The 16,379-nt window shown below is 52.5% G+C and carries 21 protein-coding genes; 2 read left to right on the forward strand and 19 right to left on the reverse strand.

What is annotated here, in order from left to right; translation table 11 throughout:
• Positions 1-61: 61 nt before the first annotated feature.
• The 15 genes from BN3277_RS19320 to BN3277_RS19390 form a co-directional block, all read right to left on the reverse strand.
• Positions 62-514 carry a DinB family protein gene (locus tag BN3277_RS19320; protein ID WP_059045535.1) on the reverse strand — a complete coding sequence of 151 codons (453 nt, stop codon included), beginning with the start codon at positions 512-514 and terminating at the stop codon, positions 62-64.
• 1 nt (position 515) lies between these two features.
• Positions 516-1,031 carry a hypothetical protein gene (locus BN3277_RS19325; RefSeq protein WP_059045537.1) on the reverse strand — a complete coding sequence of 172 codons (516 nt, stop codon included), beginning with the start codon at positions 1,029-1,031 and terminating at the stop codon, positions 516-518.
• Positions 1,032-1,214: 183 nt separating this feature from the next.
• Positions 1,215-1,934 carry a stalk domain-containing protein gene (locus tag BN3277_RS19330; RefSeq protein ID WP_059045538.1) on the reverse strand — a complete coding sequence of 240 codons (720 nt, stop codon included), beginning with the start codon at positions 1,932-1,934 and terminating at the stop codon, positions 1,215-1,217.
• Between the two features lie 19 nt (positions 1,935-1,953).
• Positions 1,954-3,177, reverse strand: a complete 1,224-nt coding sequence (locus BN3277_RS19335) for a WD40 repeat domain-containing protein (protein ID WP_059045541.1) — start codon at positions 3,175-3,177, stop codon at positions 1,954-1,956.
• A 657-nt stretch (positions 3,178-3,834) separates the two neighbouring features.
• Entirely contained in the window at positions 3,835-5,328 is a 1,494-nt protein-coding gene (locus BN3277_RS19340; protein ID WP_059045542.1) for a sensor histidine kinase, read from the reverse strand.
• A complete protein-coding gene (locus BN3277_RS19345) occupies positions 5,325-6,023 on the reverse strand; it encodes a response regulator transcription factor (RefSeq protein ID WP_059045544.1) in 699 nt (232 codons plus the stop codon). Before BN3277_RS19345 ends, BN3277_RS19340 begins: the two co-directional genes overlap by 4 nt.
• A 19-nt stretch (positions 6,024-6,042) precedes the next feature.
• Complete coding sequence (locus BN3277_RS19350; RefSeq protein WP_392396655.1) at positions 6,043-6,489, reverse strand: GNAT family N-acetyltransferase; 447 nt, start codon at positions 6,487-6,489, stop codon at positions 6,043-6,045.
• 32 nt (positions 6,490-6,521) lie between these two features.
• A complete protein-coding gene (locus BN3277_RS19355; protein ID WP_059045549.1) occupies positions 6,522-7,196 on the reverse strand; it encodes a DUF4085 family protein in 675 nt (224 codons plus the stop codon).
• 22 nt (positions 7,197-7,218) lie between these two features.
• The gene (locus BN3277_RS19360; protein ID WP_232436471.1) at positions 7,219-7,572 is read right to left on the reverse strand and encodes a putative immunity protein; all 354 of its coding nucleotides are present in this window, start codon (positions 7,570-7,572) and stop codon (positions 7,219-7,221) included.
• A gap of 30 nt (positions 7,573-7,602) precedes the next feature.
• Positions 7,603-7,881, reverse strand: coding sequence for a hypothetical protein (locus tag BN3277_RS19365; RefSeq protein ID WP_059045551.1), 279 nt, complete (start codon positions 7,879-7,881; stop codon positions 7,603-7,605).
• Positions 7,882-8,019: 138 nt separating this feature from the next.
• Positions 8,020-8,673, reverse strand: a complete 654-nt coding sequence (locus BN3277_RS19370; protein ID WP_059045553.1) for an NUDIX hydrolase — start codon at positions 8,671-8,673, stop codon at positions 8,020-8,022.
• Between the two features lie 80 nt (positions 8,674-8,753).
• On the reverse strand, positions 8,754-9,314 hold the full coding sequence (locus BN3277_RS19375; RefSeq protein WP_059045555.1) for a DEAD/DEAH box helicase family protein: 561 nt from the start codon (positions 9,312-9,314) through the stop codon (positions 8,754-8,756).
• A 79-nt stretch (positions 9,315-9,393) separates the two neighbouring features.
• Positions 9,394-9,963, reverse strand: coding sequence for a GNAT family N-acetyltransferase (locus tag BN3277_RS19380; RefSeq protein ID WP_059045556.1), 570 nt, complete (start codon positions 9,961-9,963; stop codon positions 9,394-9,396).
• 52 nt (positions 9,964-10,015) lie between these two features.
• Complete coding sequence (locus tag BN3277_RS19385; RefSeq protein ID WP_059045558.1) at positions 10,016-10,474, reverse strand: DinB family protein; 459 nt, start codon at positions 10,472-10,474, stop codon at positions 10,016-10,018.
• Entirely contained in the window at positions 10,455-11,018 is a 564-nt protein-coding gene (locus BN3277_RS19390; protein WP_059045560.1) for a GNAT family N-acetyltransferase, read from the reverse strand. Before BN3277_RS19390 ends, BN3277_RS19385 begins: the two co-directional genes overlap by 20 nt.
• A 326-nt stretch (positions 11,019-11,344) precedes the next feature.
• Here BN3277_RS19390 and BN3277_RS19395 point away from each other — a divergent pair, with 326 nt between their 5' ends.
• On the forward strand, positions 11,345-12,592 hold the full coding sequence (locus BN3277_RS19395; protein WP_392396656.1) for an RICIN domain-containing protein: 1,248 nt from the start codon (positions 11,345-11,347) through the stop codon (positions 12,590-12,592).
• Positions 12,593-12,638: 46 nt separating this feature from the next.
• Here the strand turns inward: BN3277_RS19395 and BN3277_RS19400 are convergent, their stop codons facing one another.
• The gene (locus tag BN3277_RS19400) at positions 12,639-13,118 is read right to left on the reverse strand and encodes a hypothetical protein (protein WP_059045564.1); all 480 of its coding nucleotides are present in this window, start codon (positions 13,116-13,118) and stop codon (positions 12,639-12,641) included.
• An 82-nt stretch (positions 13,119-13,200) separates the two neighbouring features.
• Positions 13,201-13,650, reverse strand: coding sequence for a PH domain-containing protein (locus tag BN3277_RS19405; RefSeq protein ID WP_059045565.1), 450 nt, complete (start codon positions 13,648-13,650; stop codon positions 13,201-13,203).
• Between the two features lie 179 nt (positions 13,651-13,829).
• On the opposite strand from BN3277_RS19405, the gene BN3277_RS19410 reads away from it, so the two are divergent.
• Entirely contained in the window at positions 13,830-14,795 is a 966-nt protein-coding gene (locus tag BN3277_RS19410) for a GNAT family N-acetyltransferase (RefSeq protein WP_059045568.1), read from the forward strand.
• An 82-nt stretch (positions 14,796-14,877) separates the two neighbouring features.
• Here the strand turns inward: BN3277_RS19410 and BN3277_RS19415 are convergent, their stop codons facing one another.
• Complete coding sequence (locus tag BN3277_RS19415; RefSeq protein WP_059045569.1) at positions 14,878-15,522, reverse strand: pentapeptide repeat-containing protein; 645 nt, start codon at positions 15,520-15,522, stop codon at positions 14,878-14,880.
• Positions 15,500-16,375: a nucleotidyltransferase domain-containing protein gene (locus tag BN3277_RS19420; protein ID WP_059045571.1), complete on the reverse strand. Its 876-nt coding sequence runs from the start codon at positions 16,373-16,375 to the stop codon at positions 15,500-15,502. Before BN3277_RS19420 ends, BN3277_RS19415 begins: the two co-directional genes overlap by 23 nt.
• Positions 16,376-16,379 lie beyond the last annotated feature (4 nt).

Genomic DNA, 16,379 nt, shown 5'->3' on the forward strand with positions numbered 1-16,379 from the left:
TGTGTTTCTAATATAAACAAGGAAGCGGGAAAATGATAGGGACTCTCCTAGTTTAATGCCCTTACCGAACTTCGCGGATTTGTCCGAGATGATGCTCCGCATGCCGGATATAATCTTCTAGCAATTCTTCGAGGGTCAGCGAGGTGCCATCGCTAAGGAAGCACTGTTTCTCCCAATCCGACCCGGCGGCACTCCGCAACACGTTCAAAATTAACCCGTTGAGTTGGTTCCAAGCGGAAAGCATCTCCTCGCGACTGTAATGCTGCTGATATCCGTGACGCTTCACCCATTCATCCTGAACGTACCCCTCAATCGTCACCGGCTCATCCGTCGTTAAAATTCGCGTAAACCGCACGTGGTTATTGGCCGCCGAGTCGCACAAGTGCCCGAGAATTTCCAGCTTCGACCACTTTTCCGGTGACGGTTTATGAACAAACCGTGCCTCTTCGATCCCGCTAACTGTACTCGTAAGCTCCATCAGCAACCGTTCCAAGCCTTCAATTGCTCTGCTCATCCTACTTGTCCTCCTCGATTTGGCGACGTAAATACGCTTCGTTTAACCCGTTTTGGGCAAAGGAGAACCTCTTTCCAGTTCCCGATTGCACCCGGTCGATGATTTGCCCAAGATGATAGCCGGTATGTTCGACCACGTGATACAGCTGATGCATTTGCTCCGAATCGATTCCGGTCCCCTGGTGAAGACGTTCAAGCAGTAAGCTCTTCCACGCCTCAAGCTCCTCTTCGAAAAGCTCGATCAACTGCTCTCCGTTTTGATCCCCGTCCGGAAAATACCGCTCAAAATTCGGCTGTAATTGATCGTTGCGCTGCTGCAGCCGCAAACTGCTTCTGGCGATGTGTTCGGTCACATGCAAGACAATGCCACCAACCGAATTGCCTGAGGGGTAGGGCTCCGTCCACAACACCTCTTGGCTTGCGATGCTTAGGGCTTCCCGCAACTTGGGCAGATACAGGTCCCACATGCGATGGAGCGTTATTTTCATAAATAACTCACCCAAGTTCTCTTCTCCCATCAACGACACCTCCAATACCCCCATATTAGGCTAGAAACCAGTTGGAAGTAAATGCCGATTTTCGGACGCTTCCGCCAAATCAAAAGAGGTCCGTCAAAGCAGGGTTTACCCCTGCTCCAACAGACCTCCCGAGATCCCTTACTCTTATCGAGTACCTTTTTCATATCGTGCTGGTTTCTTTTTTTATTTCAATTTCGCCACGGTGACAGCGACCTTCTCCAGCTGTGTGTTGCTTAATTTGCCGTCCGGCGAGCTTAGCGTAACAAAGCGGTCGTCCAACTGGAAGGAAAGCATCGGGGTTTCGGATGGTGTATACCATTTGGCTTTCACACCGTTCGATAGGGTGATCGTCTTTCCCTCGTACCCATATGCGTAATCCCGCGGAGATACCGTAACTGTCATATGATTAAAGATCAGATTTACGCCGTCCTCCGAGGCGCCCACCATCTTGAAGGTGTCTCCCTGGCTCATTTGTTGGGGTGCGTATGGCGTTTCAAACGATTCGAACTTGGCGAAAGCCTTCCTGATCTCCTCCAGTTGTGCTTTCGTGTAAGCCGCTGAGATTAAGCTTATGTTAGTGTCCGGAGCTGCCGGGGTTTCCGGCGATTTGCCGCCGATTTGCACCCGATTGTTTTTGGCGTCATAGTTTACCGGAACCTTCAACACGTCCGCCAACGCCCGTACCGGCAAGTACGTTGAGCCGTTATAAGTGATTGGCGCTAACTGGCGGCCTTGCCCATCAACGGGAGCATAGGTTTTGCCATCGACTTGAATGCTGATTTGATGGTTCAGGTAAGCGTTGATCTTTTGCATTTGCGTTCCGGCGTAAACACCGGCGGCCCCTGTAAGCGTCATCCCTACGACAGCGAAAGCTACGATTGACTTTTTCATATTGTTTTTCATAACGTTGATCTCTCTCCTCTTATTTAAAGATAAAATCGATAACCTGAGTGACGAGCTGCGAGTTGGAATCCTCCACTGTGATCCCCAACCGATGGCCTGACGGACTCCAGCTCAGCGGGTAAGTTGGATGGGGCAACGGTTCAGTAGGTGCATAATAAGGTGCGAGCGGCGAGACTTGACCTGATTGGGTATCAAAAAGATACACCCCGTTCATGCCCGGTTGTTTTTCGGTATACACATCAAATGCCAACTTGTCGGAATCCGGGGACCAAGTGACATAAGTGATTAGGTCACCTTTGCCGATGAGTGTGCCTTGAAGGGTGCCGGCCGAGTCATAGATCAGCAACTCGCTGCCCTGAAATGCTCCCGATTGGGTAACGGTAGATACCGAGATATATTGGCTGTTCGGCGAGAGCTGAAAATTCCATACGTCGCGAATTAAACTCACCGGCTTGGTTTGTCCGGGATCAAACACCTTTAAGACCTGATGGTTGTCGGTGTAATAGATTCGGCCGTGACTAACGCCAAACTGCGTAAAAATGTCCACGTCGGGGTCCTCCAGCGGAAGCGTCTTTACATTCCCATCCGCCGCAGAGATTTGCCGGATCTCTCCTCGCCCATTCATGGAACCGGCCGCCAGAATATACGTATCCGCGTTAAGCCAACCGCCGAGCTCTAGATAGTTATCCCCGGGAATTTCAATCAATTCGCCCGTCCTGCGATCCTTCACGAAATTGTCGGCTGTGTATTTGTCCTTCCATTTCTGAATAAAACTGTACTCTCCCTCAGGAGAAAAGGTCTCTTTCACAAACATGTAGCCGTCCATCTGCCGTCCCTCCTCTCCCGTGGGCTCGCGTGTTTGACCGTTCAGCAGGTTCATGATTAAGATCTTGTACTCGTATTGAGGTTCTTCGGTCTCGGTCCCGGCCTTTACGAGCCGGATCGTTTCGATTTCGACCTCGTCCTCTGAGATCCAGGATTGAATCGTCGCAGACTTTATCTTATGCGTACCGGCAACGGTGACCTCTCGGCCAGTCTGCTCCTTGGGCGTACGAACGACCGTGAGTTGCCGTTTGGTGTCAGCCCGGTCCGCTCCGTCTCGGACAACCGGCTGCTGATCGGCGTGGCGCGTAGCGGGGTCAACGACCGTCAGCCTTTCGCCGTTCGGCTGGCAAGCCGTCACAGTGATGGACAAGAGTGCTGCCGCCAAAATGAACCCGTACTTCTCCGCGTGGTGTTTCATCACAGGTACCTCCCGCGTTAGTGCCCCAGGAGCTTAACTCCGAAACTGTTGCCCGTCTCCCGGACCGTTTCGGTTTCCCCTGATGACCTTAGTATAGGTAAGAGTTATCACGCAAAAATATCCGACTTGTAACGTTCTTGTAACGGTGAACCGCGATGGTGACATCAGCTGGGAGTTGTAACATCGACCGCTTTTGTTACTTCGATCGCTATTGCTACTTTGATCGCTATTGCTACTTTGATCGATATTGCTACTTTGATGGCTATTGTTACATCGACCGCTTTTGTTACTTCCTCCGCTTCTGTTACATCCTCCGCTTTACAACGTCCTCTGCTTTACAACGTCCTCCGCAAATGTAAAAGTGCTGTTAAATTCCCGCGGTATGCTGAAAAATGACCCTTTGGATGTAAAAGTACAGTTCAATTTCGCCTAAAACGCCCTTTGGAGGCTCGAAGCCGCTGATCAGATGCACTTTTACATTTCAATCGCTCGAAATCGGCGGTTTAGCCAAGAATCAAATGCACTTTTACATTTGGCCGGTTCGGCGGCCATCCCTCCGGCACCCGACAGCCCCCGTCCGGGCATCATGCAAGCAAAAAAAGCCCCGACTTCTTCAAGTCTGGGCTGAAATCCGCGGGCTTAGCCGCTGCTCGGAGACTACGGGCGTTCCAGCGGCAGTTCGATCACGAACGTGGATCCTTCGGGTCCGGAGGCCGTCAGGTTAACCGAGCCATGCTGCTTCTCCGCCAGGCTGCGCACCAGCGACAATCCTAAGCCTGTCCCGCCGTGGGCTCTGGACCGGTCGCTGCTGACAGTGAAGAACGGATCGAAAATGCGGGATTGCGCCTCCAAGGGAATCCCCATGCCCGTGTCGCTCACCTTAATTTGCATTCGGCCTGGACCATCCGGTACCGAGACGGCTTCATTGCTCATAACCACCTTTCCTCCCGGTTTGTTGTATTTCACGGCGTTATCGAGCAGATTCATCACCATGTGCATCACATTATCCGCATCGGCCCATACCTTGCCTTCCTGTAAATCCGTGACAAGCAGGATCCCCTGCTTCTCCGCCTTCGCCTGCAAGCGTGTCGCCGCCTCCGCAAGCAAAGGCTTCAGGTCCACCGAGGCCGCATGCGTCTCGAACTCGTATACGTCCATGGAAGAGAGCTTCAGCGATTTCTCGACCAGCGCGTATAATCGCTCCGCCTCCGTACCGATCTGACGTGAAGCCTCCTCAAGAAGCGCCGGGTCGTCCCGGTACATGTCCAGCAAGTCCGTATAGGCGAGAATCGAGGTCAACGGGGTCTTTAACTCATGGCTGATGTTCCCGATGAACAGCTTCTGCTGCTGCTCCAGCTCCCGTAAACGGGTCACAACCTCAAGCAGCTTGCTTTTTTCATCGGTTAATTGGGCGTGGGTGGTGGCAATTTTTCCGCTCATTTCAAAAATCCCCTGCGCCAGTTCGCCCAACTCATCCTTCCGTTGGACCGTGGGCTCGCGAAGATACTCTCCTTCCCCAATGCGCATGGCAGCGCGGTTTAACCGCGTGATCACATGGGCTTGGCGCCAGACGTAGAGGAAACCGAGTAGAAATCCCCCAACCAGTACCGTCACGCCAACAAGCCAGAACAGACGCTGAATCCTCTCATAAAAAGCATGCTGCTCCGCAAGGGACACATGGAATTGGACCGTCCCCACCGGTTGCTGATCCATCGTATAAAGGGGCGCCAGATACAGCAGTTGATCTCCTTCCGTGATATACGCCGACTGATCTTTGGCTGTATAAGCCAGCGCATCCCGGACGTCCGCCTTGGGCTGAAAAGGCAACGAGGTGCCGACAAGCGTCCCGTCCGTTTTATATAACGTAACAGGCAGCCCGCTCTCAGCACCTAAATCGACGGCAAGGCCTTGACCGCTTTGTTCCATAAACGCATCCGGAGCGGGCGAGCCGCTCGTCAGCGCTTCCTGGCGGACCCGGAGATTTGCGGTCTCCGCTTCCGCAGCCAACGTTTGCTCCAATCGCTGACGCTGGTCCTCCCGGATTCCGGCCAACACTAGGACGCTGAGCACGGCGATAACTGAAGCGAGCAGGACGGCAAGCAGCGCGGCCGCCTTCCATTTCAAGCCAAACCGGAAGGTCCACCGCTTCATGTTAAAGGCTCCGCGCTTTTATAACCGATGCCGTATACAGTTTGAATGCAATCGCTCCACGGGCCTAGCTTTTTGCGCAGCCGTTGCACGTGCATATCCACCGTTCGCGTGCCGCCGGCGAAATCGATGTCCCATACCTGCTCCAGCAAGGCCTCCCGGGAATATACTCGTCCCGGATGCCCGGCCAGGAGCGCCAGCAAATCGAACTCCTTGGGCGTCAGGTCGATCAGGCCCTCCCCGGTGTGAACGGTACGGTTGAGCAGGTTTATCGTTAACCCCCCCAGCTGAATCGGTTCCTGCGTAGCCTCGCCGGCATCTCCCGGGTGAGGACGCGGCCCGCGCCGCACCAGCGCCTTGACCCGAGCAACCAACTCCCGCATATCAAACGGCTTGGTCATGAAATCGTCCGCCCCAAGTTCCAGGCCTAGCACTTTGTCGACGATGTCGTTTTTGACGGTTAACAGTAAAATCGCCGGCCGCAACGGACGCCCCTCCAGCCTGCGGCATACCTCGTATCCGCTTAGCTTAGGCATCATGACGTCGAGGACCATCACCTCCGGTTTAAACGCATCGACGCGGTCCAGCGCCTCTTGCCCATCCGCCGCCGTCTCCACCGTATACCCTTCCCGCCGCAGCGCATAAGACACAGCTCCTGAAATACTCGCTTCGTCATCTACTACAAGCACTTTGGTCATACGATAACCCCTTCTCGGATTACAAGCTTAAGAAGTAATGGTAAAACTCCGTATCCCGCTCATACCCGCTTGTTTCATACAAGCGCTGAGCCCGGACATTGGGGATGGCCGTCGACAGCTCCAGACCTTTGGCGTCCGTTTGTCGGGCATGGGATTTCGCCGCCTCCAAGAGCAGCTTCGCCGCACCTCGGTTCCGGTATTCCTCCCGTACGTACAAATCGTTTAAAATCCAAACTCGTTTCATCGAGATCGAAGAATAAGACGGGTACAGTTGGGTAAACCCCACCGTGTTCCCGCTGCTCGGATCGATGGCCATAAATACGACGGATTCGCCCCGGTTCAGCCGTTTCTCCAAAAACCGCCGGGCCCCCTCCATATCCGAGGCTTGTTCATAAAATTGGCGATACTCATCAAAGAGCTGAGCGAGCGGTTCCAAATCCCCGGACGCCACTTCACGAATAATGATTGGTGAATGATTCATAGGTGCATCTCCATCTCTTATTGGATTGTAGTTTCTAAGGTCACATCGGTGGCGCTCATCGAGAGCTCGTGTAATCCAGTACCCGGAGCGTCCAGAAGCAGCCGGAAATCAACAAAATTAGGCCTAGTCCAATCGATTTCCTCATACAAGCAAAGGCTGCCCTGTATAAGCTCAGGGCTTTCGGCGCAAAGAAGGTTTACGTTCCGATATAGGAGACGCGTTTCGTGTTCCTTGCCGATCTCCTTAAGCATCATCTCAACACTACCATCATCGAGCGGGTTAAACACCTTGATTTGGGCATCGTGAAATCGGACATTCTCTCGAAGACGCTGAGCACCTACAGGAAGGTCTTGCTTTATCTGTTCGTACCTATCGTTGTATTCGTTGCAGCGTCGTTTCCATTCAGCCTCCCAGGCGGCTTTCCACTCACTGATCCAGGCTGCCTCCGCAGGATTTGGCCATTTTGACGTCATCAGGCTTCCATCAAGAACCTGGGGATGAACGTCTGGAGGAAGATGTTTTAGCATAAGAGGTTGGATGTATTCATACATCTTCTTAGCTTCTTCCGCATAATCCCTGCCTTGTTCGGCATACCAAGCTTGGTCTGCCTCCAGCTCTTGCTCTGAATCCGGATAAACCCAATACCCCCGAATTTGCATCTGCTCATACATCGCTTTAGTAAAATAATTCAACCTCACGCACTCCCATCACCGCTTACATCTCCAACTCCAGCAATCGGCGGAGCTGCCACTGCCGCTCCTGCTCGGTCCGCGCCTTAGACGCGGTTGCATCGTTCGCGGCATAGGCCATCGCCTTGGCGGCGTAGGTGGCGCTATGCGCCGCGTGCCCCGCCACATGCGCGGTAGCCGCCGCGTGGCCGGCCCAGGCGCGAGCCGCTTCGATAGCCAGCCTCGGCCGCAGATCCTCCGGCCGCTCCGCCTCGAAGCAGGCCAGCACGCGTTCGGCGCAATCCGCCGCCCATAACGCCAACGTACGCTGACTCATCTGCTCCGCTTGGTCGGCGATGGTTCGCTTGATTTTTACGTCGACAAACTTCCTGGATTCCAATGTGGATTTTCCCCTTTCCCCAAAACGAAGCTAGTTGAACATCCCCCAGTAGACAATAAACAAGAGCACCAGGATCACTCCGGCAGTAATGGCCAATTTTTGGATCAAAATTCCGTATATTTTTTTCAGGTGCAAATAGGATTCCGTTAGAATAAATAGACCGGCAAAGATCGTTACGACCATGCCCAGACTACGAACCAACCCGATGATCGGGCGAAGCAGAAAGAAATCCGCCGCCGGAAAAGGCGCCAGACAAAACCCAGCGCCGACCAAAAAAGCGTATAACAGGCTTTTTTCCTTGCTCAACATCACCACGTCCTTCGCTTATTCGGCTTGCAAATATTCCTCATATATTTTATATATGCTGGCACCTAGCAGAAAACCCGCCGCGTTCAAAATCAGATCGTCGACGTCAATCGAAGTATCGAGTGATGCACGGCCCACCTTCTATTCTTTGGTTCCACCCTCGGTGGCCTCTTGTTCGATCCAGTTAAATAACAGCTGATAATACTCGTCCGAATTGGGCGTAAAATCCGTGAGCCGCCAGGTGGCCTGCTGTTCCCGCAACCCCCCGCTAATCTCGTCCACGTAAACTCCGGCAGACGTCAACAGATCGCGTTTCCCGCAGCGCAGCTCCCTAAATTCCTGCAACCCCACCCAATAAAGTCCTGTCAGTTCCTCCGTCTGGATGCGGTAATCGAGCAAAGGGCGTTCGTTTTCGTAGATAAAAACATGGTTGATCTCACGATCAATCCAATCAGGTGAGAGTAAATGCTCCTGGGCCACCCTGCCGATATAAGTCAATTCCTCAACCGGTACCGCTAAACCAAGCTCCTCTTCGAGTTCACGGATCCCGTCTTTCACGTCTTCTCCCGCTTGGAGATGCCCAGCACAGGACGTATCCAGTAACAACGGGAACACATCCTTGTTGGGATGACGCCGTTGAAATAAAAGAGAGGGTTCGCCCTCGGCATCCCTTTGGATGATCCAGCAATGAAAGGTTTGGTGCCATAGCCCTTGGGCATGGACCTTTTGTCTGGAGGCAGTACCCAGCTTCCTCATATCCTCGGTATAGATGTCAAACATTTCAGTTTCGCTCATGCTGTCCTGTCCTCCAAGTCAGTTTGTTCCATATCCCTTTGTCTTTACGCTTGATGCTCCGCCCCACCGAGAAGGAGTTGCTACAACCGAAACCGCTCCTGAATGATTTTAGCCGCCTCGTTTGGTGGGCAAGCGGTATTGTTGATTTTGATATAGTTAAGTTTCTTGATTTCGCCGTCCAAAGAGTTTAACCGATATTTCTCCAGGGTACGGAGAAGATCTCTTTCCGAGCGCTCCAAATTTCGTTTGCTTGGCTTATGCAGCAAACGATGCGGATCACGGTTGCGGATCAGCCGCTCTTCCAAATCGGCCTCCAGCTCCACATAGTACACTTCCCCACCCTGGGATTCAAAAATCCGGCTGATATGTTCAACATATTCCCTGTCCGAGGGGAGGTCAAACGCCCAAACATAGGTAAAAATCAAACCAGGCAAGTCGCTTTTCGCCACTTCTTTAAAGATTTCCTCTCGAAACAAACCAACCAACCGTTTTCCGGAGGGAGATCCATAGTCAAAAAAATGCGACACCAGCTCAATCGTCATATGATTATGAAACAGCTTTAATCCAGTTAACTTCTCCAACTCCTGGCCCACCGACATTTTGCCTACAGCCTGGGGTCCAAAAATAATGACAAGCTTCATCTATGGCGCCCACCTTCCGTCTATAATACAACCCGGCCCTCGTATACGTTTGTGGCCGGGTCATGAAGGATTTGCTAACCTAGTTGCGGCGAGGCAGCTTTGCATCCAGATAGGATGTCTGGCAATCGTCCCGCAGCAGTTCCATGTAAATTTCGTCGAAGTAGTCATTGTTCACGTAGTAGCTTCGCGATCTGCGGCCAAACACGCGGAAGCCCGCTTTTTCGTAGCATCGGATGGCCGGTTGGTTGAACTCAAAGACGCGCAGCATGATGTTGTTGAGGTTCAGGATTTTAAATCCGTATTCACAAATGAGCTGCAGCGCCTCGGTCCCGTACCCTTGCCCCCGCTGGCCCTCGTCGCCCAAGAAGATCCCGACCTCCGCCACTCTGCGGACATGATCGATGGCAAACAACGAGCAATTGCCTAGTAATTGGTCTCCATCCAGCTGAACGATCGCGTAATTTTGACCTTCCTTGGCCAAGTCCTCCAAAAATTTCTGCTCCCGTTGCAACCCGATTACTTCACGGGAAGTCCCCAGCCGGACGGAAACGGAAAGATCGTTGATCCAATGAGCATACGTCTCCGCATCCTCCGGATTCACCGGGGACAAGTACAGTCTGGACCCCACCAGCTTCTTAAAATACTTCATCGGTTATCTCCCTCTCTAATGATGGCATGAGTCTCACCTGCCGATTCTTTTTCTATACAAGATACGCTTTACGCGCTTCGATTTGACTCCGATGGTGATGATCATGCCATATAAAATCACGCAGATAGGAATCGACCGTAAAATCCCCATAGGTTCGACTGAACCTCTCCTCGTCCAGGCCTTCAATCGTCTCGATGATCATCTGACGATAGTGCACGGCAAGCTGGGTAAGCTCCGATTTCGGCTTCGATCTTCCGAACTCGACGGACTCCCGGTTAAAGACATCAAAATCGAGCTCCTGCAGCGTGACAGGTTGATCCTGCGAAATCGGCTGAATCGCTTCCTCCCAGAAATACTTGTCCCACCCCATCAAGTGGCTGACCAGCCCGTGTACGGACCATTTCCCTTCTTCGATCGGCTTTTCCCAATCCAATGGCTCAAGTTCCTTGACATAGCCAATCCACTCGCGGAATTGTGCCAACAGCTCGGCTTTAGTTTCTTGTTTCGTCATTCCCGATTTCCCCCTCCGTTTCAAACTCCCTGGCTAAAATCGAATATTGATAGGAATCCCGCCAGCTCCCCTTATGCCAACGATGTTCCCGGAAATGGCCTTCATAACGCATCCCCAGCTTTTGCATGACTTTGGCGGATCCTATATTCCCCGGCCGGCAGGTCGCGTAGATCCGGTGCAGTCCTAACTCATGAAAGCCCATACGTACCAAGGCTTTTGCCGCTTCCGTCGCGTATCCCTGGCCCCAAAAAGACCGGTTAAAACAATAGCCTAGCTCGGCTTGTCGATACCCCTCCAGAAATAAGCCGCAGCCGCCGATCAATTGACCGGTTTCTTGGAGGACTACAGCGAAATCATATGCAGTCCGCGGCACGTGTTCCTGCTTCTGGATCACTTGTCTTAAGTAGTCCTGCGTCTCCTCCGCCGAATTTGGCCCCCAGAGCATATGCTCCACCACCAGCGAATCAGAGGCATACGCATGCACCGCTTGTTCGTCCTCCAAACTAAATTCCTTAAGCCGTAGACGCCCCGTACTTAATTCCATCTTCCTGCCCCCAGTTCAGCTCCATATTAACGCCATGTAATCCTCGTCAAAATAGCAATCGAAGGATTTGGTAGATTGTCGCATCTCCTTCCTCTAGTAATCGCAATTGCATCTCATCCCCCCGTGCAACACTTAGTTGATACCAGAATACCAGAACCCTATGGATTTGAAAAACCTGTAAAAAATCTGGTTGTAAACTCCATCTTTAAATGGTAATCTATGTAATGATAGCGCTATCATATGCAATCGAAACCGGTTTAGTATGAACAACATCGCATGTGGCAAGTTAGCCCAAACCCTTCATTTTTGAAAGGAGCGAATTCATGATGCGAAAACGCAGTAAACCGTTTCTCCTCTTTCTGTTGCTTACCCTCTTGGTCGTCTTTATCCCTACACCCGGTACCACCAGTGCGGCTCCCAACTGGAGGCTGGTCTGGAGCGATGAATTTAACGGTAACTCGCTGAATCGTGCGAACTGGACTCCCGAAATTGGCACCGGGACAAACGGTTGGGGGAACAACGAGCTTCAATACTATACCGACCGGCCGCAAAACGTACAGGTCTCTGGCGGTAATCTGGTGATCACCGCCCAGCGGGAGAATTACGAAGGTCGAAATTACACCTCGGCGCGAATCAAGACTCAAGGCTTAAAGAGCTTCACGTACGGAAAAATTGAAGCCCGGATCAAGCTTCCGACCGGACAAGGCTTGTGGCCGGCATTCTGGATGCTGGGCGAAAACATTAGCTCGATCCGTTGGCCTTATTGCGGCGAAATCGATATTATGGAACGCGTAAACCATGAGGGGTCTGTCCATGGCACCGTCCATTGGGACGCAAACGGACACGCCTCTTACGGCCGGACCTCCGGCAATCTGGATTTTTCCCAATTCCATACGTACACCGTGGAGTGGGACTCGAGTTATATTCGCTGGTTTGTTGATGGTGTTCAATACAATGAGTTTTATATCGCAAACAATACTGGAAACACAGAGGAATTCCAGAAACCATTCTTCCTCCTGCTGAATCTGGCCGTCGGCGGCAACTGGCCGGGCAGTCCGGACGGGGGGACGCCTTTCCCAGCGCAAATGCTCGTGGATTATGTTCGCGTTTATCAGGATCAACCGGGTTCCTCGCCAATCCTTGAAAACGGCGCTGTCTATACCATCGCTTCCAAAGTCAGCGGCAAGGTGCTGGATGTGGTTGACGTCTCCACTGCGGAAGGAGCCAAGATTCAGCAGTGGACCAACTATAGCGCCAGCAATCAACGCTTCCGGCTGGATCACACGGGCGACGGTTCCTATAAGTTGACCGCCATCCATAGCGGCAAGGTGGTGGACGTACCAAGCGCAAGCACAGCTACCGGCGTACAACTGCAACAGTGGACCGATAACGGCAGCGACGCGCAGCGTTGGCGTATCGTTGATGCAGGCGGCGGTTACTTCAAGCTGGTATCCAAAGCCAGCGGTTTGGTGATGGATGTGTCCGGCGCCTCTACAGCTGACGGCGCAGCGGTTCAGCAGTGGACGGACAACGGTACGGACGCGCAGAAGTGGCTGTTTACGAAAGTGAACTAAGCTTGCAGTTCGGATTCGAAGGGGCGGAATGGGCTTCCGCCCTTTTTTAGGTCAAGTCCTGGTTCTGAAGGAAACGGTGGATGCGCAGGCTGGCTGGAATATGCCCGCTACCTAGGATCAAGCTGCAAACGAGCAGAGGAACGAAAACGGAAGGCAGCAGAAACGAAGCGCTGATGAAATACAAAATCGGCATGACCGCCATCGGCACCGGAATCCCCAGCATCGGCGCATATAAGAAGCGATACTGCCGATCGTTCCATAGATAGCGTATCCAGCCAATGACATATAACCCTAAGCTGAGGAGCATCCCTGCAAGTGCGAAACGTTCCAGCTTCCCTCCCACCTCCAGGGACGAGAATAAGGGCAGGACGATAGTACCCGCCCGTCCGATCCCTTCGGCGACTTGATAGAGCAAGTTTTCCTGAAGTTCCTTCCGCTCGGGCATCAACTTTGGAGGCCATACCATAAACAAGATATTAGGAAGTAACACTGCAGCCGGAATCAGTAAACTGGACACATGCACCATGGGGTTAGTCCGCCCTCTCTCCTCGCATTTTATCCAGCTTAGCAAAATTGGGCTAAAGGAGATGTGACATGCGTCCCTTCGTTCACGTTCTGTCCACCAATTGGATGGAGGGATTTCGACGAATCAGCTCTTCGATGAACCGTTCCTGCTCTACCGGCGAAATAACGACGCTGCCCAAGACACCGGACCGGTAATGGATTTCGATGGCGTCGCGTGAGAATAAGAGCCGATACCCCAACCAAATATTAGGATGCTGTGATATCCGAGTGATTTCCTCAAAACGAATTTTGGAACGGAACATCCCCCCTTTGACGAACAGAACCTCCTCTCGGATCACATAAGAGATATCAATCGCCAGCCAAGCCAGCAAAACGGTCACAAGCAAATCAGGCACGATAAGCCCCGCGAGTCCTCCCGGCGTCAGCGCTTGCGGATCGAGAAGCAGCGGCCAGAGAATGACCAGATTCGCCAGCAAAATTAACGCCGCCCACAAGCCTGCGAACAACGGATCCCGTTTTGTTTTGAATCGCATAGCACCCCTCCTGCCATACATACTCCACTTCATGTTCACGAAAATCTGCCCGTTTCACAGGAATTTCTAATTATATCCAAACCTTCCCCTCCCCATAACCGTTTGGCATGAGATAATGGCAGAAAATACGTATTCATCCATCTGGGGGTAATGAATTGAACGTACACAGGATTCGTCAAATGCGTAAACCAAACGATTACGACGCGGCAGCCGATCTGTTGAACTTGATCATGTCGGAGCCCACAACCGGGAAGCGATTAGAGGAAGAAGACAACAAAATCCCGCCAGGTCAGCTAGACTATAATGCAGAAGGGAAACTAACGGGTTGGGACCATCCCAAATGGGTGGCCGAAGACGACCAGGGACAGGTCATCGCTTATGCTCACGCATGGCGCGCGCCTTGGACAGAGCCGGGCGAGCTCATGCTCAACTTGGTCGTGCACCCCAAGAAACGAGGAACCGGCGTAGGGGGCGCCATCTACGATGAAGTCCGCCGCTGGTCCGCCGATGTAAAAGCCTCTCGTATTATCATCTATATGAAGGATAATGATCCAGCTTCCTTGGCCTTTGCCGAGCGTAGAGGGTATGTTCAGGAACGCCACACGTTTGAATCTGTACTGGAGTTGGGGAATTTTGAGGGGAATAAGCTGCTGGATGCCATTCCTGATGCCCGCCGAACCGGCATCGAATTCGTCACATTAGCTGACGAGCCCGGCGAAGCCAACGAACGGAAGCTCCATGAGCTTTACCAAACGACTCACTTGGACATCCCCGGATTCTCCGGAAGCTTTCCTTGGTTCGAAGAGTGGAAAAAATGGAGTATCGACCAACCCGGCGTTCGTCCCGAGTGGATCCATATCGCCAAGGACGGGGAACGATACGTTGGCGTCGTAACGCTGCAGCAAAACGAGCAAACGCAGGCGATGTACCATGAATTCACCGGCGTGCTCCGGGAATACCGCGGCCGGCATCTCGCTCTAGCCCTGAAGCTGCTGGCGATCCAGACCGCGATCGGCTGTCGCGTGCCTTACTTGCGGACGCATAATGATTCCATGAACGGTCCGATGCTGCGCATTAACCGCGACCTGCTTGGTTTTCGTGCCGAGCCCGGCAGTTATAAGATGGTGTTGGAATTCCGGGGATAGCCGAAGAACTCCAACTCCTAACAAAACGCCCCGACCTTAGATAGCTCTGTCTAGGCGGGGCGTTAGCGTTGTTTCGTTTTTTTTATTTTACGATCAAGCCAAGCAGTTTGGCAAAGCCGATCGCTTGCTCCGGAGAAACCGTGCAACCGGCCATGGCATGGGCAGGAATATCTACACGTTCGAACGTGCAGGTGCTGATATCCATTCCCTTCAAGGAGGTGTCGTTAAAATCAGCCTCATTCAGATCCGATCTCAATAGTTCCACATCCTTCAATTTGGCGCCGTAAAAATTCGCGTTCTGCAGGGAGCAATCCTGAAATCTCACTCGTTTCAAGGAAGCTTCCACCATGTCGCTTAAATTCATCACACAATGCTCAAACGTTATAGAGCCTGCATTCACTTTAGAAAGATTTAACCCCGTTAACTTGCAGTCTTTAAAATGCACCCGGTGGATGATAGCCTTTTCCAGCACGGCATTGGACAAATCACAGTTCTCCAGCACGACATCGGTCATGTCCATTCGTTCAAAGACGGTGCCCACGAAGGAGCAGCCCCGGAGCACCACCTTGGATAAGATGCATTTTTCTAACACCTCATGCTCATAGGAAGCGCCGGACACCGTCGCCTCAACCAGCTCATGGTCTTCATCGTCAAGCAGTTGCTCCCAATCGGCTTCCGTCAATTCGGTCGTAAGCTGAGGGGGGCTAATTTTCGATTTTGCGGTCATCAAGATTCCTCCCGGTTGGCATCTTCGCCAACTCATTCACTTCATCAATCAAGCTGCGGAGTTCGTGGATACTTTCGCGGATTCCCTTCGGGTCCGGTCCCAGCTTGCCGTATACCAAATCCACTCGCTCCTTGTAACGTTCCGGACGGATGGCAAACGATTGAATGTTGCGCACTGCTTTTTTCTCGTTCAGGCAATAGCGGCCATTTAGCGCATAAAGTACCTGATTGAGGCTGGATACCCCTCGAAAGGCGTGTCCTGAGACGTAAGAGACATCATCACGGTCGGCATTGGCTTCCATAAACATCAGGGAGAAGCCCGCTTCAAACAAAAAGTGGCGTTGCATCCCCTCTCGCAACAGCGGAGGGTAAGGATGGGTCCGGGTTTTCAGCTGAGTTAACCGGTCCTCCCGCTCCCATAAGATTCGGCATTCCGCCACCTCCCCCATATACATGCTGTTCAGGAACGCATGGGGATGTCCGGTCTGGTACAGCATTTGGACTTTACCTTCGCAGCAATCCTCGATTGCCGTTCGGACCGCCGTCAGATCCCGGTACAGAAAATCCACATGATATCCGCCGATGATTAGCCAACCACCCCCGTTCACCCCAGGCCCCCATTCGCCGATCCCTGTCATCAGATCGTTACGGTGCTGATCGTCGAGTTCCATCGCGGCTTGACTCAACCCGGCGATATCCACCCCCGTCTCGCCCTCATAGTACAGACCGAGGTCTATATCTGAATCAGGACGGTGAGTGTTTGTCGCCCGCGATCCTCCCAGAACGATGGCTTGAAGGCCGTCCGTTCCCTGCAGTCGATTGACGATACGTTCTAATATAAGCTCGATCCCCATGGTT

The organism is Paenibacillus rubinfantis (assembly GCF_001486505.1).
Classification (GTDB): Bacteria; Bacillota; Bacilli; order Paenibacillales; family Paenibacillaceae; genus Fontibacillus; species Fontibacillus rubinfantis.